This is a genomic window from Cryobacterium gelidum (genome assembly GCF_004403985.1).
Lineage (GTDB): Bacteria > Actinomycetota > Actinomycetes > Actinomycetales > Microbacteriaceae > Cryobacterium > Cryobacterium gelidum.
The window spans coordinates 30,552-53,568 of record NZ_SOHL01000027.1; the positions used below are offsets into that span (position 1 = coordinate 30,552).

A 23,017-nucleotide genomic window follows, 5' to 3' on the forward strand; every position below is an offset into this window, starting at 1 on the left:
CCAGAGAGAAGACAGTCATGAATTCTGCAAAGACGCAGGGGACCCTCGAATACGATCTGATCGATGTCGAGGTTCACCAGAAGTCGATTCGCAACATTGCCAACGAAATGGCCATCACCCTGATGCGGACATCGGGTTCCCCGGTCGTCACCGACGCCAAAGACTTCAGCACCTGCATCCTGGATGCAAACGGTGAGCAGCTCGCGTTCTCGGGATTCGTCTCGTTCCACGTCAGCACCGCTCTCCTGGGCGTTCAGGCCGTGATGCGCCGAGTCGACCCCGCGAATCTTCGGCCCGGCGACGCCTTCGCCTGCAACGACCCGCACACGTCCGGCGCCGTGCACCAGGGCGACGTGGGTATCGTTATGCCTTTCTTCTTCGAGGACAAGCTCGTGGCCTGGGGCTATGTGAACGAACACGTCCTCGACATTGGCGGTTCTGCCATTTCCGGTTTCGCGCTGGGTGCCGTGGACTCCTTCTCAGAATCCCTCGCGTTCCCCGGAACGCGAATTGCTCGTGATGGCGCCATCGATCCTGAGTGGGAAGGTTTCATCGCTAATAACGTACGCATGGCGGGAACAGTCCTCAACGACATTCGCAGCATGATCGCCGCCAACAATGCCGGCCAACGCCGTCTCGAAGCGACATTGGCTGAAATCGGCCTTGACCGCTTCACAACGTTGAACGAAGAGAGCAAGCGGCTCTCTGAGATCGGCCTGCGTGCCATCATCACGTCAATGCCGGATGGCACGTATGACAGCAGCGACTGGGTCGAATTCGACGCCCGCGGCATTGAAGAACTCCACGAGATTCACTGCCGCCTCATCGTGGAAGATGATGAGATAACACTGCAATTCCGCGGTGGACCTCAGACGGATTCATTCGTCAACGGTGTCGAACCGTCGGTTCTCGGCCAGTCGTGGACGACGATCTTGGCGCAGCTGGCCTATGACATCCCCATCAATGCCGGAATTTGGCGTCCGGTCCACTTCGATCTGGGACCCAAGGGTTCCATTGTCAACGCGGTGGCCCCGGCTCCCGTCACGATGTCACACATCCAAACGGGAATGCGCGTCAACAAGTTGCTCATCGACGTGTTCTCCCAGGCCTGCTCCTTTAGCAAGAATCCCGTCATCGGCGCTCGTGTTGCCGGACAGCCTGCCCAGAATCAAACCTATTTCACCGCCTTCGGCGTTGATCGCCGGACGGGGAACCCCACTGTTTCGTTCTCGATGTCCGTGGGTATGTCCTCGGGCGGAGCGGGACAAAGCGTTGGCGACGGCATGGAAATCTATGCCGCGCAGGCGATGGCCGGGTGCGATATGCCCGACGTTGAGGCTGAAGAGATGAGCCAGCCCGGAATGATCCTCTGGCGCCGCGTGGAACCTGACACCGGTGGCGCCGGAGTGTTCCGAGGCGGTAACGGTGTCAACACCTGTCTCGCCATTCTGCACTGCGACCGGATGAATGCCGGCGCCTACACGAACAGCGCCTATGTTCCTCCTCGTGGCGTTGCCGGCGGATTCGCCGGTTCGGCCGGCACGTGGAAGCTCCTTCGCGACACAAACATTCTTGACCTCCTGGAGACGGGAATATACCCCACCGAAGAATCGCTTCAGGGACACTCCATCCCCGGTCCTACGCAATCCGCGTCACTCACGCTCAACCGAGGTGACGTCTACACCGTCATCCACGGCGGCGGCGGCGGCGCCGGTGACCCGCTCCTGCGGGAAACGCACCGTGTGAGTGCGGACGTCTCTGACGGCTACGTCTCCGCTGGAGTCGCTCACGATGTGTACGGTGTCGAGCTTGCCGAAAATGGCAGCGTTGATGAGGTCGGAACCATGGCTCTTCGTGAGTCGATCCGTGAAGCACGAATCGGGGGCAAAGTGAAGCGTCCGATCCTGAGCAACGCGCCGACCTTCGCGCCTCTGGGTATCGTCAATGAGCGCTGGGCCTGCAACATGTGCGGCGAGGACCTAGGCGCCAGCACGGGCAACTGGCGCACACAGGCGGTGACGAAAGAACAAGAAATTTCCGGCCGTTTCGCGGAGCTCAAGTCGAACGTTCGCAAGCGCGTGCAGTTCGAAGAGGTTGTTCTTCGAGAAAACAGCTGCCCGGGCTGCGCAAGTTCGCTCGTGGTCGACGTCACCCTCGACGGACACCCCCTGGTTCAGTCCAGTCGTCCCGGTGTCTTCGAGCGGTTCCCCGCGGCAATTTAGCGAACGTACACCACGCACAACAGCCCCGGACCTGAAGGTCCGGGGCTGTTTGCGTGGTCGGCCTGCGAACGGTGTGTGCGGTTCACGAGCGGATGCCGGATCAGAACCGGCTCGCGGCAACACCCCGATGGGCGGCCACGTTCGCGATCGAGGAGACGATCAGGCGCGCCAAACGACCGCGCCGAGCAGCCAGAGCAGCCATAGCAGCGGTCGTACGCCTAGAGAATGGCTAGCGCGTTTGCCGTTGAGCTCGCTCCCCCGGTCAGGGGAAGCGGTGCGGCGGAAAAGAGGAAGTCGTAGGCGTTGAGCTCGAAGCACCTGTCAGCGAGGGCATCCAGATCGAGTAGCTCTGCCAGGGCGAAGCCCAACCCGGGGATCAGCCGACGGTGAAGCGAACCATTGCGAGGATCGCCAGGAGCGCTCTCCACAGCGGGGTTGTCCGACGCGACGGCAGCAACCTTATTGTCCCAAAGGAATCGAGCCATTGCCTCGGTAGAGGCTATTCCAGCAAACTGGTCCCCAACGCGGGAGACATCTCCGCCGGTGGAAGCTCGACGTCGATATTCGCCCATCCACCCGGTGCGAACACAGAGGATGTCTCCGGGCTGCAGGCGCTGTCCTTGGAATGCGATGATGTCGGCGATTTCAGACGCTTCGACGGCGTCCTCCACGAACGGGTCCCACGCGATGTTGTGCGCGGCTCGATACCGAACGATATCGACGAGCAATCCGCGACCGACGATGCCGCGCTGGGCCCAGTGGTGCATTCCCAGTGTTGCCCGGGCTTCGTCGCCGTCGGTGATTCCACCGTAGAATCCGAATTCGCGGGCCCGGATGTGCGTCAGGCCGTCCCATTGTGATGAGGACTGAGGATTGAAATCGTTCAAGGTGTCTTCGAACGTGTTCTTCCCGGTCTCCGTCATGAGGTGCCCCAGGCTGGGGCGGTCGAAGAGGGGCGGCGCGAAGTCGTCGAAGGGAACGTTGAGAGAAATCGTCTCCCCCGTACGAACAGCATGGCTGGCCTCCAGCGTCGCCGCCGGGCTCAGAAACGCGAGCGTTCCCAACGACACCGGGAGCACGCCCCACGAGTGCTTGATGCCGATAGTGCCGATTTCAGGGAGGTCATCAAATGCGGGAATCATGGGGATCCATTCGTGGCTAAAATTTCATTTCGCCGGAGTTGAAGTGTGCAATGGCGCCCTTGAGCCCACGTTCCTTGATGAGGTTCTGCAGGAGTTGGACCTCAGGCGTGAGATGCAGGAGCGCATCTGTTTCGGCACCCATCCGCCCAATCGTGACGAGGCCCTGAAGTTCGGAAACCCGATTAATGGCCTCCTTCTTTAGCTTCAGAATCGCCGTCGGCGTACGAGCGATGGAGAGCGCAAGCGCTCGAACGTGTTCATCCAGAGCATCTGCGGGGACAGCCTCTGTGGCCCAGCCCCATTCGACAGCGGTCACGCCGCTAATGCGATGGCCGGCGTCGAAGCTCATGAGCTTTGCGCGCTTGGGACCGACGATGGTTGCCCACAACGGGGAGATGAACCCACCCCCGATAGGAACAGCCGGGGACGCGGCAATGACGGCATCTTCAGCGACGATGGTGATGTCGGAGAACACACAAAGCTGCGTCGCTCCGGCCATGCAGAAGCCGTGAACGGAGGTAATGACAGGAAGCGGGTGGCGCCACACTTTCAGAAACAGGTCGATGTTGGCGAGCTGACGGTCACGGTCTTCAACCGGGCTTCGCTCGTGCGCGTAGCCAATTTCGTTAGAGTCCGAACCGACGTCATAGCCCGCCGAAAATGCTCGGCCGCTGCCCCTGATGACGATGACTCTGCTGTCTGACGTTGCCAGGAAATCCAACGCGTGGCCTAGTTCTTCCAAGAGCTGATCATTCAGGGCATTGAGCCGATCAGGCCGGTTGAACGTGATCCAGGCGACGTTGTCTTCCTCGAGGAGGGTGATGGCTTCGTAGTCTGCGGTCATGGCCTTACTTGCTTCCGGTCAATTTGCTGAGGTGAACGCTGAAGTCAGGAGATGACACCGAGAAGGCTGTGGCCGTGCTCTTCTCTCCAACCAAGTCGACGATGTTCTCGACGATCCTGTTTGCACTCCGGCGAGGGTCCTTGCGCACAGGTCCCGCCGCGAGGGTCTTGTTCACCTCATCTTCGGAGTTCATGTAGCGAAGCAGCAGCTCCTCGTCCGAGATCCCGGCGGCAAAGCGCGAACGAATCTCCTTCAGGCTGGGCTCGGGGCGCTCCCACTGGGCAATTTGCTTGGCGCGCGCACTGGAGAGAACGCGGTCGCGCACGTTCTGGTTCACGGTGCCGTGAATGGGCCCATAGTGACCGAGAAGGTAATGGATGACCTCGTCAGGAACCAGGCTGTAGGGGTCGCCCGTGACAATATTGAGCACCGCTTGTATTCCGACGAACTGGGAGAACGGAGTAGCCATGATCGGTTCGCCGAAATCCAAACGAACCTGAGGGATCGCGTTCAGGACCTCATTCAGCCGGTGAGCCATCCCATGCTTGCCGAGCTGGTTGATGAGCGTGCCCGTCATGCCACCGGGAAGCTGGTGATCGTAGATCCGGGGGTCGAACTCGGCAGGCACTCCAAGTAAGTGGTTTCCGGCCTTGGCTGCTCGAATGAAATTCTCGGCAACGGGCGCAAACATGTTCCGGTCGAGCGAATGGGTGTGGCCCATGTATTCGACGATGTCGACCATGCTCTCTGTCGACGGAAGAGATGCCCCATTGGCGAGAGGGCGTGACGCGGTGTGGATACGGTTAAAACCGCTCTCAATCCCCACCATGTAGTTGTGCTGGGCCATCCCGGCGTTGTTATGGCAGTGAAGCTCAAGAGGCATATCGCCGGCCGCCGCGCGGATTGCCGGCAACAGGGTCTTTGCGCGTTCCGGTTTCAGAATGCCGGGCGCATCCTCTACATAGATGGAACGCACTCCTGCCCACGATGCCATTTCCTTTGCTTGGGCGGCGAAGAACGCGTCGTCGTGAATCGAGGTCAAGCCGTACATGATCGACGGGAGCGCCTCCCCGCCAGCCGCGGCAATCACATCGACCAAGCGCTTCATCACCGGGAGGTCGAAAGCACAGTCGTAAATCCAAAAATTCTCAACGCCGTGCTTGATCAGCGTTTGGACCCACAGGTCGATGATTGATTCAGGGGCGCGGGCGAATCCCATCACGCTGTGGGTGCGCATTCCGCAGCGCGTTTTGTTGCCCGGCAGGCCCTTGACGAGGAAGTCCATCGTGTCCCATGGATCGTCGTTGAACTCCCGAACGAGGACGGTGAAGACACCTGGGCCCGTGAGATCAATGGTCTCGAATCCCGTCTTGGCCAGGTACGGCAGGGCATCTGCGGCATCGTAGGCGCGCATCCGCAATCCCCAGAGGCTCTGAGTTCCATCGCGCAGGGTCTGGTCTACAAATTCGACATTCATGCTTTTTCCTTCGAAGCGTCGGGGCATGCACACATAGTGAGCGGTGACAAGGGAACGTGCTTAGGCAGCGGGCCGGGCCGGAAGAAATGATTCTTCGAGCCATTTGGTGGTGATGGGTTGGGTGCGGAAAGTCTCGTTACGCATAATGTCGAGCTGAAGGTCGATTGTCGTGTCGACGCCGCGAACGGTCGCTTTGGCCAGCGCGCGGGCCATCAGGTCAACTGCCTGCTGCCGGTCGGGCGCATGAACGATTATCTTCGCGATGAGCGAGTCATAGTAAGGGGGCACGTGAGCTCCGTTGTGTGCGTAGGTATCCACGCGAATGCCCGTGCCCTGAGGCATCGTCCACTCCTCGATCAGTCCGGGGTTGGGCAGAAAATTATTGCGAGAATTCTCGGCGTTAATCCGGCACTCGATGGCATGCCCGGTGATAGAAACATCCTCTTGCGAAAACGACAGGGGCAAGCCTTGGGCGATACGAATCTGTTCGCGCACGATGTCGATTCCCGATACTGCCTCAGTGACGGGATGCTCAACCTGAACTCGGGCATTCACCTCCAGAAAGACGAAGGCGTTTCTTTCTACGTCAACCAGGAACTCGGCTGTTGCTGCCCCGACATAGTTGAGGGCTGTCGCCAGGTCAACTGCAGCCTGCCTGATCCGGACGATGAGGTCGTCCGGAAGACCGACACTGGGTGCTTCCTCGATGATCTTCTGGTATCGACGCTGCGCTGAGCAGTCACGTTCGCCGAGGTGGCAGACGGTTCCCTGGGAGTCGGCGAGGATCTGAATCTCAATGTGTCGAGCCTTCTCGATGTAGGGCTCGAGATAGAGGGTTCCGTCACCGAAGGCACGCAGTGCCTCGGTGCTCGACCGGACAAAACCCTGGCTGAGGTCATCGGGATTCCTCACGACGGTCATTCCACGTCCACCACCGCCGGCCGACGCTTTGAGCAGGAGAGGGTATGCGTTCAAGTGCTCGGCCGTCCGGATCGCGTCTTCGACGCTGGTCAGCCCCGGAGATCCCTTGCCCGTGGGAATACCAATGGACTCCGCCACCGCGCGTGCCTGAAGCTTGTCGCCCGCGCGACGCATGACCTCAGCCGGAGGCCCGATGAACGTGATCCCGTTTTCTTCACAGGCGTCAACAAGAGTCGGCCGCTCGGAAAGAAACCCATAGCCGGGGTGGAGTGCATCGCAGTTCGCGTGACGCGCCGCTGCCACGACCCGTTCAACGGAGAGGTAGCTTTCCCCCGCTGCTGCCGGCCCGATGACGACGATTCGATCTGCGAGTTTGGCCCCGAGCGAATCAACGTCGGCGGCCGAGACGGCGAGGACACTCTCGATATTTTCGTCGAAGCAAGCCTTGATGATACGAACGGCGATTTCACCGCGATTGGCAATCAGAATGCTGCGCACGGGGTCAGTTCGCGGTGACGTCAACGCTGAACAGGGGTGTTCCATATTCAACGGTCGCCCCGTTTTCGGCATGCACAGCCGTCACGATCCCGGTGACCGTGGAGGCAACGTTGTTCATCAGCTTCATGATTTCAACGATGCACACCGTGTCCCCGACCTCAACGCGCTGACCGACCTCAATGAAGGGAGTGGCGCCGGGTTCGGGGGAACGCCACAGAACCCCAATGCTGGGTGCCGTGATGGCGAAGTCCGTGGCATTGGCCGGAGCGTGTGCCGTTGCTGCCGGCGAGGACGGAATCGGAGCGGAAACCGCCACTGCGGGGGCCGCAACAGGGGCGACGACCGGCTCCGCGACCGGTGCAGGAGTCGTCATCGCGGTTGATCCGCCGGGAAGGTGGGCGCCGTTACGAGCAACGGAAATCTTTACGTCGCCGACGCTCACGACGGCCTCATCCCAGTCCGATTCGTGCAGGGCTGCGACAATGCTATTGATATCAGCGGACGAAAGACTCACTGTGGGCTCCTTTGCCATTCTCGGTCTGCCAGATTATGACCGACATGTTTAAATCAAACAATCGGTTGGCAGTTTTAGTATATGGTCACCACAACGAGGCGGTCAAGCTTTGTTGTCAATACGAAGTTCAACAAACTGATTCTGGTTTATCGAACAGACGTATGGTTGACTAGCTCAAGACCCAGCCAAGAACACGAAGTGAAGGTGTCCGGTGATTGACAAAGAAGTCCACGACGCGGGAGAAGCCGTTTCGGGAATCGAAAACGGCGCCACGATCATGATCGGCGGGTTCGGCCCTCCCGGCCAGCCCGTCGCGCTGATAGAGGCACTCCTGAACCGCGGGGTCAGCGACCTCGTGGTCATCAACAACAATGCCGGGGCGGGCGGGGACGCCATCTCCCGACTTTTTGGAGCCGGCCGCGTTCGCAAAGTGATCTGTTCCTTCCCCAAAGCAATCGGCTCCACTGTTTTCGATGAACTTTTTCTCGCCGGCAAGATTGAGCTCGAGCTCGTCCCTCAAGGCAACCTCGCCGAACGCATCCGTGCTGCGGGTGCCGGAATCGGAGGTTTCTTCACCAAGACCGGTTACGGCACAGAGCTGGCCGCGGACAAGGAAGTGCGCCTCATCGACGGGGAACACTACGTGTTCGAGACACCCCTGCATGCAGATTTCGCCCTAATCCGGGCATCACGTGCAGATCGCTGGGGCAACCTCGTCTACCGCAAGACGGCGAGAAATTTCGGCCCCGTGATGGCTGCCGCAGCCAAGGTAACCATTGCCGAAGTCGATCACGTGGTGGCACTCGGCGAACTGGATCCCGAGATCATCGTGACCCCCGGAATCTATGTGGACCGGTTCATAAGCACGGGCTACGCCCCGACCAACCCGAAAGTGACATCATGAGGCTTTCTCGCCACCAAATTGCGGCACGAGTGGCGAAAGACATCCCCGACGGCGCCTATGTGAACCTCGGTATCGGCGTACCGACACTCGTGGCGGATTATCTACCCGAGGACAGGGAGATCATTCTCCACACAGAGAACGGGATGCTGGGAATGGGTGGCGCCGCGCTCCCGGGACAAGAAGATGCGGACCTGACCAACGCGGGAAAGGTCTACGTCACCGAAGAGATCGGCGCGTCGTATTTCCATCATGCCGATTCCTTCGCGATGATGCGTGGAGGACACATCGACTTCTGCGTCATGGGTGCCTACCAGGTTTCGGCGCGGGGCGACCTTGCCAACTGGCGCACGAACTCGACCACGTCCATTCCCGGCGTTGGCGGGGCGATGGACCTGGCAGCGGGAGCGAAACACGTCTACGTCGTGATGGACCTCTTTTCTAAGACCGGCGAGAGCAAACTCGTGCAGAACTGCAGCTACCCGCTCACCGGTGCCGAGTGCGTGGAACGGATATACACGGACGTGGCCGTGTTCGACGTCATTCCTGCCGGCGTTCGGATTCTCGAAATCTTCGATGATCTGGATGCGGGTCAGCTCTCGACGCTGGTGGGATTCACCCTCATCGACGCGACAACGTCCGCAACCGTAAGGAACTGACATGCCAACGAACTTCGACATAGCCCGTGCCTACTGGGATGCCGAAATCACGCGAGATCTCGATGCCATAATGGCCTCCTACCGAGACGATGCAACTTTTGTGGCACCGGGTTGGAACCTCCAAGGTCACGACGCCATTCGTGGCTTCTATGCAAACGCGAGCGACCTCTATCCGGGCCTTGAGGTCGCTATCGTGCACGAAACCACATCGGGTGCCGAGTCCGCATGTGAGTGGCAGTCCGTCCTCATCACGTCGGCAGGCATCAGATACCCGCTTCGGGGCATCAACTGCATGACGGTGATCGGCGGCAAGTTCGCCGCCGTCCGGTCGTTCTATGACACGGCGGAACTCACCTCCGCCTGAGCCGGGTTACGTCAGGCAAACGCGGCGCCCTGGCCAGAGTGAGGCAGCCCTTCCTCCGGCGGCCGATCCCTAATCGTGCGCGGCCGGTTGGGCTTCCAGCCCGTTGAACGTCAGCTCGACAAGGGCGGAAACGAGCTGTTCGTCCGAGAAGCTCCCCGCACTTCGCGATGGCCAGAAACGAACGTTGTTCATCGCGCCGATCACAAAGCGTGTCAGGAGCCTGGCATCCAGCTGACTGCGAATCTGTCCGCTTTCCTGCGCCGCGGTGATCAGATCACGCACATGCCGTTCAAACTGCAGGCCGCGGTCTTTCGTCAGCGCCTTCCTCTCCCCCGTGAGGTTCCGTGACTCCGTGAAGAAGATGTTGGCGCGTTCAACGTTGGCCAGGTACCACAAGCTCTGTCGCGTCACGTATTCCAGCAACTCGTCGATCGGATCCAGGCCCAAGGCGGCAACCGCGTCGGCAATGACCATGGACTCCGAGTGCGATTCATCGAGGATGCGAAACAGGAGCTCTTCTTTGGAAGAGAAATAGTGGTAGAGGCTGCCCTTGAGCACACCCACGCGATCGGCGACCTCTTGAATTGAGGTGCCGGAGTAGCCTTTTTCCGACATGACGGAGATTGCTGCGGCGATGACGCTTCCGTCTCTGTTCCGGCCCTCCACCGAGGGGCGTTCAGATGATTTCGCTTTCATGATTACCCATTTCTCAGCCAGGGTGGACTGCGCCGCGGTGCCTCTAATGTCTTTATAAAATACTACCAATTGTTTGGTATTTTGTCGGCATTTCCAACGGGTTTTTTTGGCTCTGACAACCAAATGATTGTTTGATAGCATAGGTTGCATGCCGACGCAGATCGGGTGGTTTGAAAGCAGATCAAGGATGAGGCATCACGCTATGGCAGTCGTCACAACGCTCGTACGCTCTGGCGTGGCGATCATCACTCTGGACAGTCCCCCCGTAAACATTGGCAACAGCACCTTGCGGAGAGAGCTGCTCGCCGCTGTGGAAATCGTTGCGACCATGCCCGAGGTGCGCGCGGTCGTCCTCGCCAGTGGGCTCCCTGACTTCTATGCCGGATCCGACATCAAGGAATTCGATCACCCCGTCGAGGCGCCCCGACTCCCTGCCGTCATCGCAGCGTTGGAAGCCCTCCCCTGCCCCGTCGTTGCAGCCCTCACGGGTTTCGTTCTCGGTGGCGGCCTTGAGGTGACCCTCGGCTGCGACGCCAGAATCGCCGACTCCACAGCGATGATGGGTCTTCCGGAGGTAACTTTGGGAATCCTTCCCGGCGCCGGCGGTACCGTCCGGCTGCCTCGCCTCGTGGGGGTCGCTGCGGCGATCGACCTCATCTCGTCCGGGCGCCACATCACGGCGGAAGAGGCGCTCCGCCTGGGGCTTGTCGACAGCGTCGTTCCCCCGGATACTCTTCTCGATTCAGCCATTTCCGCTGCACGGGCCCTGGCGTCCAAGCGGCGGACACTCGATCTGATTCCCCCCGTTGACCCTCCCGCTCGAATTGAGCGCGCCATTGAAAAGGCCGCCGGCCGGGGTCGCGCCCGCCCCAATGTCACCCGCGCCGTCGGGCTCATCGTCGGCTCGGTCACCTGCGATCCGGCCGACGCTTTGGTACTCGAGCGCCAGGCGTTTGACGAGCTGCGGTCCAGCACCGAAGCGATCAATCTCCGGTACCTGTTCTTCGCCACAAAAGCCGCCGCAAAAGGCCTCCGCACGGCTGCGACAGGTGCCCGGCTGTCACACATCGGGATCGCCGGCGCGGGAACAATGGGCTCCTCGATCGCTCAGGTGTGCCGAACGGCGGGCTTCGCGGTGACGCTCTTTGACTCCAATCCCGCAGTTCTTGAGCGCGCAACGATATCTCTGGCACAAGCCCGCCCGGAGCAAGCAACCGACGGCGCCATGACCATGACGTTGAATGCTCAGGATCTGGCCACCGTAGACGTCATCATCGATGCCGTTTTTGAGGACATGCAGGTGAAGAAGGATCTTCTGGGGCTTCTTGAGTCCGTTGTTTCGTCCACCGTCGTTCTGGCCAGCAATACGTCCTACCTCAATCTGGATGAAATCTCCCAGGGCCTTCGCCGTCCGGAGCGCCTGGCCGGATTCCACTTCTTCAACCCTGCAGACAAGAATCCGCTCGTCGAAGTCATCCGCACGCGCTTCACCGATGACGCCACTGCCTCCACGCTGGCGGCTCTCGTTCGAACGCTGGGGAAAACCGGCGTCCCGGCGCGGGTCGGTGAAGGCTTCATCGGCAACCGCATCTACACGGACTACCGAGCGCAGGCAGAATTCCTCGTCGAAGAGGGCGCCGCACCTCACGACGTCGACGCCGCCATGGTCGCCCTCGGCCTCCCCATCGGCGTTTTCGCCGTGTCCGACATGTCCGGTCTCGACATCGCGTGGGCGCGAAGGAAACGTCTGAGCGGCTCTCGAAACCCACTTGAACGTTACGTGACCATCGCCGACACCCTCTGCGAGCAAGGCCACCTGGGCACCAAGACAGGCGAGGGGTGGTACGCCTATCCCGATGGAGCCAAACGGGGAATACCCAGCGAGAACACCGCGAAGATCATCGCGGAAAGCCGTGCCGCCCAGTCCATCACGCCTCGCCTTTTCACCTCGGCCGAGATCCAACAGCGCATCATCTGCTCCATGCTGGTCGGAGCCGCAGAAGTTCTCGCGAGCGGCGTTGCCCAGCGCGCCAGCGACATCGACGTCGTGATGACGGCGGGTTTCGCATTTCCAAAGGCGTTGGGCGGCCCCATCCGTTTCGCAGCCGCGCAGTCCCCCACCTGGCTGATGGAGGGGCTGACAGCATCTCACCAGTCCTGCCCGTTGACCTTCGCCTTGGCTCGACCTGCGACCACGGGCGTCATGCCCGCAGAAGTTGTCGCCCTGCTAACCGCAGTGGGCTCGCCCCTCAGCTGAGGGCGTTCTGCACTTCCAAGCCTCGGCGCAGATCCAATTTGCGAATCTTGCCGGTGGGAGTCTTCGGCATCACATCGATAACAAAGACATCCTGCGGGACCTTGAACCCTGCCAGCTGGGTCGCGGCCCACGTCAGGAGTTCAGCACCGGAGACGTTCTCCCCGCGTCGCAGCACGACAAACACAACAGGGACTTCGCCGAAGTCGGCATCGACGCGGGCGACTGCAGCGGCCTCACTCACGGCTGGATGTGATGACAGGACGCGCTCGATCTCCCCGGGGTAGATGTTCTGCCCACCGCGAATGATCAACTCCCGCTTTCGGTCGACGATGTGCAAGCGTCTTTTCTTATCGAAAAGACCGATATCACCCGTGAGCAACCATCCATCTTCGACGGGGCGCGGCTCTGCAGTGCCCACGTAGTCGCTAAACACGGCTCCACCCCAAACCAGAACTTCGCCGCGGGCGTCTTCACCCGATGGGTCCCGGATCGTGACCCGCATGCCGGGAACGACTTCGCCCGCTGAGAGATAGTCCCCGGTGTTGTTCTCCTTCGTGCCTACGTGGTTCGTACTGACGATCGCGGTGGCCTCCGTCAGTCCATAGCCGAAGTAAATATGCGCTCTGGGAAACACCGCCCATGCATCGGCTGAGATTTGAGAGGGCGACGCCGCGGCGCCGATACCCACCCGCACCTCACCACCAAAGCGCACGCCGGCTTGGTGCAGGCGCGTCACCATGGTGGGGACGAGAGGGATGAATGTGGGCTGGAATTCATTCATTATTTCTTGCAGTCGCTCGGGTGAAAAACGACGAACCAAGCGCAACGTGGCACCGGTCATCGCCATCATATTTATGCCCTGGTTCAGCGCATAGGTGTTGAAGACCGGAAGGGTGAGCAGAATGCGGTCTGCCTTGCCGATACCTATCCAACGGTAGGTCGCGTCATAGTTAGAACTGAGGTTTCCCATGGATAGCAGCACACCCTTGGGATGCCCGGTCGACCCCGATGTCTGCAGAAGACAGGCGCCGGCCTCAGGGGAAAGTACGGCGGGGGCGGGGATCGCGGCCCCCGGCGGCGGCACATCGAACTCCCCCGTGACGACGATGTTCATTACGCCGTCAGGAAGCCCTAGCGACGTATCGCTGACGACGAGCGTCAGGCCGACGAGTGTCACGACTTCGACAACTTCTTGCTCTGTCAGCGCCCGGTTCAGAGGCATCACGATTCCACCAAGGTAGAAAACGGCGTGTTGATAGACGATGAAGTTTGGCGTGCTGTCGATGAACAGGCCTACACGCGTTCCGATGCCGACAGCGCTCGTGAGGCTGGCCGCCACCTGTTGGATCGCCAAGCTGACTTCGCGGTAGCTGTAGGAACGTTCATCGGTGACCAGACACGCCTTCTCCGGTTGCGAGAAAGCCCAGTCAAGAATCGGTAGAGCCCGGTTCATGCGCGTGCCGCCTTCGAGAGGTCACGCTCGACGGGCCATCCGTTGAACTCACACATAGAATTCAGGAGTGTTGAAGTACGGGACGGGAACCCCGAAGTCCTCTTCCAATTCCTTGAGATAGCCGTTCACCGCCGCGATGTCAACATGATTCGCGTTGCGCCGCACGTCCAGGAACGTGCCGTTGTGTTTAAAGCTGGGCCGATACGACGCCCGTAATTCCTTGAGACGAGATCTATTCTCGCCAGAAACCAGTGCCTTCGCGTCTGCGGCCGCAAGCTGAACGAGTTGGTCGAAGACCGGGTACGTGTTGCCCGCGAAGTGCAGCACGCCAGCGCCGTACAGCCCCTCCACGTTGTCGACCAGTGCCCCAAGCAGAAACTTTGGCTGCCCCTCTTCATACTCGAGCGTCCCTTCGGGCAGCCAGGGAATGCTGTTGTCGTATCCGGTTGAAAGGACGATGACGTCGATCGCTTCGAAGCTGTCGTCCTCGAAGATCACCCCAGTTGGAGTGATCTCTCGAATATTGGGGCGATAGGAGAGCAAGCCGTGCGCCAGAGCGTGCAGCACTTGGAAGTTGGTGATGGGGTGCGTCGCGCCCAATGGGTGATCCGGCGCGGGCAGACCGTAGTTTGTGACGTCACCGACGACGGCGTCCAGCACTTTCTGGATGATTCCTGCGGAATCCAGCCCGACGAGTTCAGCAGGCAGTTTCTCATCGGGGATGTTTCCCTGCAAGAGGTCTCCCACCGGCACGCCGTAGGCGAGCTTAGGGAGGAACCAGTATCCCCGACGAGTGGAGAGAACAGCTTTCTCGGCCATGAACGCCGCGTCCGCTGCGATGTCAACGCCGCTATTGCCGGCACCGACGACCAGCACGTTCTTACCCCGGAAGACATCTATGTTGTCGTACTCCGAGCTGTGAATGATGATCCCGGTGAACCGTTCGGAACCGGCGAACTTGGGAATGACAGGAACCCATTGACCTCCCGTTGCGCTGACAACGCCTCGGTAGTTGCGCGTCTCACCGGAGCCTAGCGCGACCGCCCAATATCGGCCGGCGTCGGTATCCACGGGCACAGCGCTGACAACGTCTGAATCGGTTCGGATGAACGCGGTCAGGCCGAATGCATCCGCAAAACTTCGAACATAGTCACGAATTTGGTGCCATTTGGGGTATAAAGGATATGTGGAGGGCATCGGATAGCCGATGAATCCTCCGTAGTCGCGACTAGAGATGAAATGACAGCTCTCATAGACAGGAGATCCGGGGTTGCTTTTGTCCCATATTCCACCGACAGCACTGTGACGCTCGAGGATTTCAACCTTGAGCCCATAGTTGAGGAATGCACGGGCGGTGACGAGGCCGGCAGGACCCGCTCCGACGATCGCAAAGGTGTCAGGCAGCGCGAACGTCATGAGTTTCTCCTCGTATCTGGTGTCCCGGAACAAAGAGAAGGAAATATATTCTCGCCATTGAGAGAAACCAATCGTTTGTATGTTTCACATCCTCGTGCAGATATTTCAACCTGTCAATCTTCTCTCAGTTCTGGAATCACTGTGCGAGCCGCTTGAGCTCGTCATCGGCTTCCACTGCCCGCCCGGCCAGTAGGGGAAAACGTGCACAATGCGCCTTCGTCGTTGACGTGGATGTATGCCCGAAGCCTGATTGTGCGCCCGCCGTCAGACGGGGAGGTCTGGCGTCCCTTTGGGATGCCCCCACGTTGCGGTTCCAAGATCCGTTGCGGTTCCAAGATCCCAAAAACCGGTGGGTTCTTCTGTCCCCAAGAGCGAGTTCAGACAGGTTCCAACAAATTCGACTGCGGCGTTGACGTCATGGAAGGCCGCCGGGAGCGCCCCGAACCGGCGTACTGCCGCTCTGTATCCTGCAGCGAACGTCGGAGCTGGAAGTTGTATGGTGCGTGGCAGGTCGAGTTAACGGCGTCGAGCTTCCGCGACGAGACGTGAGCAGGGTGCGCAAGAGCGTGGGCCGGGGTCACGCGCAGGGAAACCATTCGGCGATTGCGTTGGCCGAACGGCGGTGCTCCATGAATTGTCGTGTGATTTCCGCGATCGCATCTGCGAGCGGGAAAATGTCACGCGTCACGAATTGGTCGTCGTGGTCAGCGGCTACTGGGTGCCAGTAAACACCGTCGGCGGTGATCGTCACCTCGGGAATGAGTGAATCAACGGTGAGTTCGATGCCGGTCTCAGCGACTCCGCGGTGGGCGAGTGCGCGGATAACCTGGTCGTGCCGCACGATGCCGAGAGTATCGAGAAAGCCGTGAAACGGCTCAAGCTCATGCATCTGGTCGGCGGGCAAAGTGGCCGCGACCTTAACCCTGAACCCCTCGTCGTGCGCGGTTCGGATGCCCGCGACGGCCTTGACCCAGGACCCCGCTCCGCGATGGCTGTCATGAATATCGGGGGTAGCGGAGTCGAGGCTGATTTGAAGTGTGAGACGGGAACGATCCATTCGGCGGAGGCGCTCGAGCCGGCTACCGCGAAAAAGCATGCCGTTTGTGAGCAGCGTCGTGGGTAGTTTGTCGGTGCAGGTCTTGACCAACTCGTCGAGATCATTGAGCAGGAATGGCTCCCCGCCGGTGAGAATGAGCTCCGTCACCTCGGCTGCTGCAGCCTCGGTCGCGATCTGCCGCAGTCGGTCGGCTCCGATTGCTCGCCGCTCGGCCTTCGGGGAAGACCGCACGCAGCAGTAGTCGCAAGCCAGGTTGCAATCGAAGTTGGTATATACCCACACTCGGGATCCTGGGAGCTGGTCAGGATCGAGGCCCGCAAGCGGGTCGGGCGAACGGCCGTGGAGCACAGTGACGGCCGACCCCTCAGTTTTGACGATCTCGTTCCCACTCGACAGGCACCATGCGGAGATGAGTTCGAGTGCGGCGTCGCGGTCGCATGTCCCGAAATCGATGGAGACGCTACGTCCCGTGGGCACTCGCCTTACGCTATCGACGAGGTCAAGAAGTAGACCAGCGCTCACTGGCGGAATCGCGGCTACCATCGGTCCGGTATTTTCTGCTCGCGCACAGCCTCAACCAGCCCGGCATAACCATCAAGCTTGGGCGGCACCCACGCTCGCAAACCCTCCATCTCAAGGATTGGCCTGTGTTGAGGGTTCTCCCAGTCCATCGCGAGCAGGTTTGCCGTCCACTCGTCCGACCGATCGATCGACAGTGCTGGCATGGCGGTGAAGGTGCAGTGGCTGTATTCGGGGGAAGCCCAGAAGGATTCAAACGCGCCGGGCAGGAGCTCACCGCGCCCGATCGCCTGCCACGTATTGATGCCGATCGCCGCAGCATCCGCCCGATCATCGAGCACCGCACGAAGGGCGTCGAGTTCGCTCCTGCCGGTGTCACCGTGCTTCCCGACGTCGCTGTTGATGCGCGTGAGAGCGACATCGGTTTCGTTCAGTCCCGCCTCACGCAGAAAGTGCAGAGGAAGGATCGCCGCTTGCGCCGAATCGCGCGACCCAAGGACGAGGCGACGCCCGCGAAGACTCGCCAGCCCGGTGAAGCCGCTGCCTGTGCGAGCGACGAACACTGTCTGGAACACGAGATCCGTATCCCGCGAAGCGAGCGCGCGGCATGCCCCATCAGTCTGGGCAACGGTGCGAACCCAGGCCAAATTGGTATTCCACGCGAGATCGACCGTTCCCGCGATGAGGGCGTCTACCAGGCTCGCATAATTGGAGAACAACAGAAAGTCGATCGGCGTTGAGGTCTCGGCGAAATAGTCTCGCATCCCTTCCCAGATGGGGACGACATTCGGAGAGTACGCCACGGAGCCGATGGTGAGAGGCGCGTTCATGCTGCAGCCCCCGTCGAAGCAGTCTCACGAGTTTCAACTGCGGCTTCCGGGGCGTCGAAAAGTGGGCGACCCGTTATCGCCCGACCATAGAACTCGTACAGCACATCGGATGTCGGAGCCATCACGTGGCCCGCGCGGGCATCGCGAAAGTATCGATCTATCTGCAGGTGTTCCGAAAACGCCGCACCACCGCAGACGCGCATCGCGGCATCCGTAATTCGAAGCGCAGCATCGTTCGACGACGCTTTGCTTCCGAGCACGAAGAGAGGAGTATCGTCCTGCGGATCAGCCACGCGCGCCGCGGCCTGATCAAGATATGCGCTGGCATTCGCGAGATCGATCGACATCTTCGCCAGCTGCGCCCGAATCGTCGGCAGCGCGGACAGGCTCTGATCGAGATGCTCGAGCCGGGTTCCCACAGTGTGGCTCACTGCTGCGTCGACGGCCGCGCGGCTGAGCCCGATGGATACAGCTGAGTTGCCGAGATTGAACCACGGCAGTACAGAGCCCATCATGAGGTCGAATCCGCCACCGGCCGCACCAAGGCGGAACTCCTCGGAAGTGTCCACATTTATGGTCATCGGGCTCGAGGAATTACCACGCAATCCCATGCCGCTCCATGGTCGGTCAACGCTGAGCCCTGACATCTTGGCCGGGATCGCAAAGAGGTCAACGGTCTCGGCATCCGCAGTCCCTGTGGAGATGATGTAGACATCTGCGTGGCCTGCGGAGGTCACCCAACTCTTTTTCGCATTGATATGGATTCCGTCCCGCGTCGTGGTCGCGCGTGACAGCGGAGCCCAGAAGTGCGAGCGCGAACCCGCCTCAGAGAAAGCGAGGGAGGCAAGACTGCGACCACTCGCGAGATCCTCGAGCAGTCTCGGCATGCCGGCCGGTGGTGCGGCAGCGACGGGCATCGAGGCGCTCACGTGCATCAAATAGATCATGGAGGTCGACCCGCACGCACCGGCAAGCAGACTGACGACCTCAACCAGCTCGCTCGGCCCTCCTCCGAGACCACCGACATCAGTGGGCAGAGTGAGTCCGAGTAAACCGGACGCACGCAGGGCCGACACGGCCTCCTGCGGAAAGCGTCCATCGGCATCTACTGCGTGGGCGTGTTCTCGGGCAACTTTGAGCACGGGCTGCACGCGTGATTGAAGGTCCATTACGGCCTACCTCTCGTCGGAATTTTGGGTGCGGATAAGCGAACGGGCAGCGAGGCCGACCGTGAGAAGCCCGATGCCAAGTCCGCCCGTGACCGACATGGTCGAGGCGTCGCCCCCCAGAGGCCTGACCGACAATGCGAGCCCTATGAGTTGCACGAGAGCGGCCACGGTCAGTAGAGCGCCAGCGGCAGCATAGATCGCGGGGCGCCGCGTCAGGCCACCGGCGACGGCGAGTGCGCCGCTCACAACAAGCACGATGGCGCCCGCCACCCCGATGTGTACAAAGTCGAATTCAGTGGGAAGCTGGGCGCCGAACACAAACATGGCAAACCCAATCGAGGCTATTCCGAGAAAGACCCCGGCGTGGTCGAAGGCGCTCGAACTGACTGGAGTTTGCCTCATGAGACCCTCATCATCAGTCGCGCTACACGCCCGGAGGACTGTGCCCAGCGCTGTCGCAACACACCGTCGACTCCATAGCTGCGCCCAGCCGCGGTAGCGAAGATCGCGAGGTGAGCAAGTGCCATGAGGTAGTAGGACCACTGCCATTCGTGCGGCGCGAAGAGCACTGAAAGCGTGATTGCTACGGTTTGGCCGATGCCGACAAGAGCCCAGAAACGCGTGGCGAGGCCGATGAGCAGAAAAGCCCCGAGTCCGCCTTCAACAAGGAGGGTGAACCATCCGAAGACTTCAAGATTCGGCAGCACGACGGCTTTGACGAATGCGGAGTACGGCGGCAGCACGGGATGAGCGACCGCCTGGCTCGCCCAGAAATAAAGACCATTCTCCTGTGCCCGGCCGAAGTCAAGAGGGACCTTCCACGCGACATTCTGGATCCACATGAGCGCCACGCCGCAGCGAAGCACCGCGATCATGATCCGGTTCGCGCGGGCGACGGGAAGCGGAACAACCGGGGCAGCACTGGCTCGCGACATGAGCGCCTTTCCTAATAGCATTCAATCGGTATGGGGACCAGACCGCAATGACGGGAATATGAGAAACGAAGAAGTGCAACCTGATCGTCCGGGCAAAATCCGTCCCCGTCTCGCTCATCGAAAGTGCCGCACCCCGTGCCTAATCACCAGCGGCGTGCGCCAGATGTCCAGGGCTACACCGCTTCGTCTCTTGGGGTACCCCTACCGCAACAATCTGTGTGGACGGATCGCCCGTAGTGCTCGCGACTTTCGGTCAGCGAGAGTCAGCGGTGAGTGAGTTCGCTTGGACTCGCGTTCGTCGTCGGGTGATACCCCAGTGTGTGACTCGGCCGATCGCTTCGATCACAATGCGTGAGGACATCTTTGAGTTGCCGTGAGCGCGCTCAATGAATGTGATCGGGACTTCCACGATGAAAGCGCCCGAGCGTTCAACATTCCACGCCATCTCAATTTGAAAACTGTAGCCATGGGAAGAGATCTCACGGCGGAGGACCTCGTACAGCGTTGTGGCCCTGAACGCACGAAACCCGGAGGTGATATCGCGCAGCTTGCTACCGAGCAGGAGCCGCGCATACAGGGTGCCTGCGCGGGAGATGAGTTTGCTGCGACGGGGCCAGTTGAGCACACGACCTCCAGGCATCCATCGGGTTCCAACTGCCAATCCAGCCCCAGCTTCGACAGCGGTGAGAAGGAGGGGAAGTTCTTCCGGCTGATGGGACCCGTCAGCGTCCATCTCGACGATGACTTCATAGTCTCGTTGCAACGCCCATTCGAATCCGGCGATGTAGGCGGCACCCAAACCAGCCTTCCCGGGGCGTTCGAGGACGAAGAGTCTCGATTCTTTGGCTGCTACCGATTTTGCCAGTTCGCCGGTGCCGTCAGGGCTGTTGTCGTCGACGATGAGAACATGCAGTAGTGGGCCAGCGGCAAGCACCCGTTCGATGATGGCTTCCACCGTCTCGGCCTCGCAGTACGTAGGTACTACTACGAGTGTTCTCAAGTGATTTTCTGTGGCCCCCATCGGGACCACGTTAGCGTTCATACAGGGCGATGACGGAACGATTCGTTTTGTGCGAGCTGGTGTCGAAGAACCCCATCGTGTGGAAGGCCGCGTTTATCTTCCGGGCAGCATCGGTACCTGTTGAGCCGGCAACTCGCCGAGCGACTTCCCAGCAATCGTGAACTACTCAGTGACACCCTCGAATAGGATCGCGAGCTCGTCGAGTTCGACGTCCCAGCCCTCTCGGTTCTGCTCAAGACGTTCGCGACGGTAGCGGGTGGTGCCGGGGAGTGTGTCGAAGCCCGATTCGATCACCGTGACATCCGTCCCGGAACCAGCATCGGCGATGGTGAAGCGCACGTGCGTCGAGTACTCGTCGAGCTGTTCGGCGGGAATTCCCGACCAACGAAAGCCGAACGACCCGTCGGGCACGACCTCGGTAATTTCGATCGGAAAGCTGCCGTAGTCATCCCAGTCGATGCTGCCAGTAGCACCGAGCTCGAGCGCGGCGAACCCCACACCGTCGCCAAACCACTTGACCATCACCGCAGGGTCGGTCAGCGCCTTCCAGACGCGCGCGCGCGAGGCTTCGATGTGCACGGTGCGGGTCACGGTGTGCCCCTTGATTCTTGCGTGATTAGACACGGTGTTTCCTTCACGTTCAAGCCGAGCGCGACGGGACATTGCCCGCCGAGCGGCACGTCAACAAGTTCTGCAAACGCGCCTCATCGAGCCTACCCATGATTGCGTATCTGCTCACAGCCGGGCGAGCGCCGTGAACGCGAGGGGCAACGCATCAGATGTCGGTCCTTGGGAGCCCAAAACGCATGGACGCCTCACGAACTCAATAAGTCGCCTGGCGTGGTTCCCTCCTAGTCCAGCACCGGCATTCGAACGGGCGCAGTTTGCTCGGTCCTTTCGTCGCCATCGACTACGAGAGCGCCCGTCGATGAACCGATTGGTCGACCACGTCGCGAGATTCGAGCGAGGTCGCGATGTGCAAGCCCGCGATGCGGACGGCGGTCCGAGCATCCGCTGTGGTCAACCTGCTCGTGGGCACGCGCTCGATGACGTCCTGCAACGCACGCTGCACCACCAAAGACTCGGCCGACACCCGCGGCATCCCCCGATGTGCCCGCGCCCGGTTCTCCATCTCCGCCTCGGCGCCCAACCGCCCACTGTCTTGGTGAAAATGCACCACAATGGCCTTCACAAGGCCGTTGAACTGCTGCTGCCGCTCTTCCCGACGCACCTCAGCTTTCGTACTCCGCACTGCGGCCGCGACGTCGCGGCCGGTCAGCAGGTCGACCCGGCGCATCCGCTCTGCGACTATTTCAACAGCTCGCGCGTAGACGATGTTCTCCACCGGAACCGGCGGGAGACCCATGCGCGCCCTGGTCTCTGCGTAGGCCTCGGCGAACTCGCGCATGCGGGCGTCATTCTTGAGCATGTGCTCGGTCAGCGATTCGGCGAACACGGTGAACTGCCGCAGATGCTCGGGCCGCGATGGGTCGTTAAAATACGCGTCGGCCTCGCGCTCGTTGGCTCGACGCTCAGCCGCAGTCGTCGCGTGCAGAAGCTTCGGCGGGAGACCGGCCCGACTCAGGCTCCGCTTGAGGCGTCTTGCTGCGGCGTTGGCCTCCAGTTCGCCGCGGTAGACCTCGGTATCACGGCGCCGGTTGCGCTGCAGCTCGGCACGGCGTTCCTTGTTGCGCTCGGCCCACTGCCTGGTGATTTCCTTGGTGCGCGCCGGGTCAGCATCCCGCCTTGCGGCCGCCCGAGAATTGACTTCGTCACGATGGGCCTCGTAGTAGCGGTTGTAATACTCGCGCACCTTCTCGCGATTCTCCGCCACCCACCGCTGCTCATACTCGCGTTTGCGCTCGGGGTGCTCCTCTCGCCAGCGTTTCGCACGCTCCCTCCCCCGCGCACGCACCTCCGCCTCACGACCCCGGCGAGCCTCGGCCCGGCGCATCGAATCCCGATTGAGCTCCCGGGCACGGTCGAGATGGTTCGCCCGCCAGAGACGATTCAGCTCGCGGATCCGGTCGCGGTTCGCGGCCACATACTGGCGCCGTTTCTCTGCCTCGCGGTCAGACGGTTGGTCCACCGGCACAGCGTTCTCGCCGGACGGGGCGTTCAT

21 protein-coding genes are annotated in these 23,017 nt (G+C 60.8%); 5 read left to right on the forward strand and 16 right to left on the reverse strand.

Going from position 1 to position 23,017, the window contains the following annotated elements; translation table 11 throughout:
- The first annotated feature begins 17 nt into the window (after positions 1 to 17).
- Positions 18 to 2,222, forward strand: coding sequence for a hydantoinase B/oxoprolinase family protein (locus E3T50_RS13280; RefSeq protein ID WP_134552530.1), 2,205 nt, complete (start codon positions 18 to 20; stop codon positions 2,220 to 2,222).
- A gap of 218 nt (positions 2,223 to 2,440) precedes the next feature.
- Here the strand turns inward: E3T50_RS13280 and E3T50_RS13285 are convergent, their stop codons facing one another.
- From E3T50_RS13285 to accB, 5 genes are read right to left on the reverse strand one after another with little or no spacing between them, the layout of a single operon-like run.
- The gene (locus E3T50_RS13285) at positions 2,441 to 3,364 is read right to left on the reverse strand and encodes a cyclase family protein (protein WP_134552532.1); all 924 of its coding nucleotides are present in this window, start codon (positions 3,362 to 3,364) and stop codon (positions 2,441 to 2,443) included.
- Positions 3,365 to 3,380: 16 nt separating this feature from the next.
- On the reverse strand, positions 3,381 to 4,208 hold the full coding sequence (locus tag E3T50_RS13290; RefSeq protein WP_134552534.1) for an enoyl-CoA hydratase-related protein: 828 nt from the start codon (positions 4,206 to 4,208) through the stop codon (positions 3,381 to 3,383).
- A gap of 4 nt (positions 4,209 to 4,212) precedes the next feature.
- Positions 4,213 to 5,685 carry a carboxyltransferase gene (locus E3T50_RS13295; RefSeq protein ID WP_092448044.1) on the reverse strand — a complete coding sequence of 491 codons (1,473 nt, stop codon included), beginning with the start codon at positions 5,683 to 5,685 and terminating at the stop codon, positions 4,213 to 4,215.
- A 60-nt stretch (positions 5,686 to 5,745) separates the two neighbouring features.
- Positions 5,746 to 7,104 carry an acetyl-CoA carboxylase biotin carboxylase subunit gene (locus tag E3T50_RS13300; protein ID WP_134552536.1) on the reverse strand — a complete coding sequence of 453 codons (1,359 nt, stop codon included), beginning with the start codon at positions 7,102 to 7,104 and terminating at the stop codon, positions 5,746 to 5,748.
- 4 nt (positions 7,105 to 7,108) lie between these two features.
- Positions 7,109 to 7,618, reverse strand: a complete 510-nt coding sequence (gene accB, locus E3T50_RS13305; protein ID WP_158251673.1) for an acetyl-CoA carboxylase biotin carboxyl carrier protein — start codon at positions 7,616 to 7,618, stop codon at positions 7,109 to 7,111.
- 211 nt (positions 7,619 to 7,829) lie between these two features.
- On the opposite strand from accB, the gene E3T50_RS13310 reads away from it, so the two are divergent.
- Genes E3T50_RS13310 through E3T50_RS13320 form a run of 3 tightly spaced genes read left to right on the forward strand, consistent with a single transcriptional unit; the run spans position 7,830 to position 9,542 of the window.
- Positions 7,830 to 8,522 carry a 3-oxoacid CoA-transferase subunit A gene (locus E3T50_RS13310; protein ID WP_134552538.1) on the forward strand — a complete coding sequence of 231 codons (693 nt, stop codon included), beginning with the start codon at positions 7,830 to 7,832 and terminating at the stop codon, positions 8,520 to 8,522.
- The gene (locus E3T50_RS13315) at positions 8,519 to 9,178 is read left to right on the forward strand and encodes a 3-oxoacid CoA-transferase subunit B (protein ID WP_198415574.1); all 660 of its coding nucleotides are present in this window, start codon (positions 8,519 to 8,521) and stop codon (positions 9,176 to 9,178) included. The genes E3T50_RS13310 and E3T50_RS13315 overlap by 4 nt, the downstream gene beginning before the upstream one ends.
- 1 nt (position 9,179) lies before the next feature.
- Complete coding sequence (locus tag E3T50_RS13320) at positions 9,180 to 9,542, forward strand: nuclear transport factor 2 family protein (RefSeq protein WP_134552540.1); 363 nt, start codon at positions 9,180 to 9,182, stop codon at positions 9,540 to 9,542.
- 69 nt (positions 9,543 to 9,611) lie between these two features.
- On the opposite strand, the gene E3T50_RS13325 is transcribed toward E3T50_RS13320, so the two are convergent.
- Entirely contained in the window at positions 9,612 to 10,379 is a 768-nt protein-coding gene (locus E3T50_RS13325) for a TetR/AcrR family transcriptional regulator (RefSeq protein ID WP_166784302.1), read from the reverse strand.
- A gap of 61 nt (positions 10,380 to 10,440) precedes the next feature.
- On the opposite strand from E3T50_RS13325, the gene E3T50_RS13330 reads away from it, so the two are divergent.
- A complete protein-coding gene (locus tag E3T50_RS13330) occupies positions 10,441 to 12,495 on the forward strand; it encodes a 3-hydroxyacyl-CoA dehydrogenase NAD-binding domain-containing protein (RefSeq protein WP_166784303.1) in 2,055 nt (684 codons plus the stop codon).
- Here E3T50_RS13330 and E3T50_RS13335 read toward each other — a convergent pair.
- The 10 genes from E3T50_RS13335 to E3T50_RS13380 form a co-directional block, all read right to left on the reverse strand.
- Positions 12,488 to 13,948 carry a class I adenylate-forming enzyme family protein gene (locus E3T50_RS13335; RefSeq protein ID WP_134552545.1) on the reverse strand — a complete coding sequence of 487 codons (1,461 nt, stop codon included), beginning with the start codon at positions 13,946 to 13,948 and terminating at the stop codon, positions 12,488 to 12,490. The genes E3T50_RS13330 and E3T50_RS13335 overlap by 8 nt on opposite strands.
- A gap of 48 nt (positions 13,949 to 13,996) precedes the next feature.
- Complete coding sequence (locus E3T50_RS13340; protein WP_338145365.1) at positions 13,997 to 15,397, reverse strand: flavin-containing monooxygenase; 1,401 nt, start codon at positions 15,395 to 15,397, stop codon at positions 13,997 to 13,999.
- Positions 15,398 to 15,941: 544 nt separating this feature from the next.
- The gene (locus tag E3T50_RS13345) at positions 15,942 to 16,964 is read right to left on the reverse strand and encodes an Rv1681 family radical SAM protein (RefSeq protein WP_134552549.1); all 1,023 of its coding nucleotides are present in this window, start codon (positions 16,962 to 16,964) and stop codon (positions 15,942 to 15,944) included.
- Positions 16,958 to 17,770: an Rv1680 family SBP-like protein gene (locus E3T50_RS13350; protein ID WP_134552551.1), complete on the reverse strand. Its 813-nt coding sequence runs from the start codon at positions 17,768 to 17,770 to the stop codon at positions 16,958 to 16,960. The genes E3T50_RS13345 and E3T50_RS13350 overlap by 7 nt, the downstream gene beginning before the upstream one ends.
- Positions 17,767 to 18,939 (reverse strand): Rv1679 family acyl-CoA dehydrogenase, encoded by a 1,173-nt coding sequence (gene fadE16 / locus E3T50_RS13355; protein ID WP_134552553.1) that lies wholly within the window; start codon positions 18,937 to 18,939, stop codon positions 17,767 to 17,769. Before fadE16 ends, E3T50_RS13350 begins: the two co-directional genes overlap by 4 nt.
- Positions 18,940 to 18,945: 6 nt before the next feature.
- Positions 18,946 to 19,341 carry an Rv1678 family membrane protein gene (locus E3T50_RS13360; RefSeq protein WP_134552555.1) on the reverse strand — a complete coding sequence of 132 codons (396 nt, stop codon included), beginning with the start codon at positions 19,339 to 19,341 and terminating at the stop codon, positions 18,946 to 18,948.
- Complete coding sequence (locus E3T50_RS13365) at positions 19,338 to 19,874, reverse strand: DoxX family protein (RefSeq protein WP_134552557.1); 537 nt, start codon at positions 19,872 to 19,874, stop codon at positions 19,338 to 19,340. The genes E3T50_RS13360 and E3T50_RS13365 overlap by 4 nt, the downstream gene beginning before the upstream one ends.
- Positions 19,875 to 20,127: 253 nt before the next feature.
- Entirely contained in the window at positions 20,128 to 20,874 is a 747-nt protein-coding gene (locus tag E3T50_RS13370; protein ID WP_134552559.1) for a polyprenol monophosphomannose synthase, read from the reverse strand.
- Positions 20,875 to 21,057: 183 nt separating this feature from the next.
- Positions 21,058 to 21,519: an SRPBCC domain-containing protein gene (locus E3T50_RS13375; RefSeq protein WP_166784304.1), complete on the reverse strand. Its 462-nt coding sequence runs from the start codon at positions 21,517 to 21,519 to the stop codon at positions 21,058 to 21,060.
- A gap of 286 nt (positions 21,520 to 21,805) precedes the next feature.
- Positions 21,806 to 23,017 (reverse strand): hypothetical protein, encoded by a 1,212-nt coding sequence (locus E3T50_RS13380; RefSeq protein ID WP_134552563.1) that lies wholly within the window; start codon positions 23,015 to 23,017, stop codon positions 21,806 to 21,808.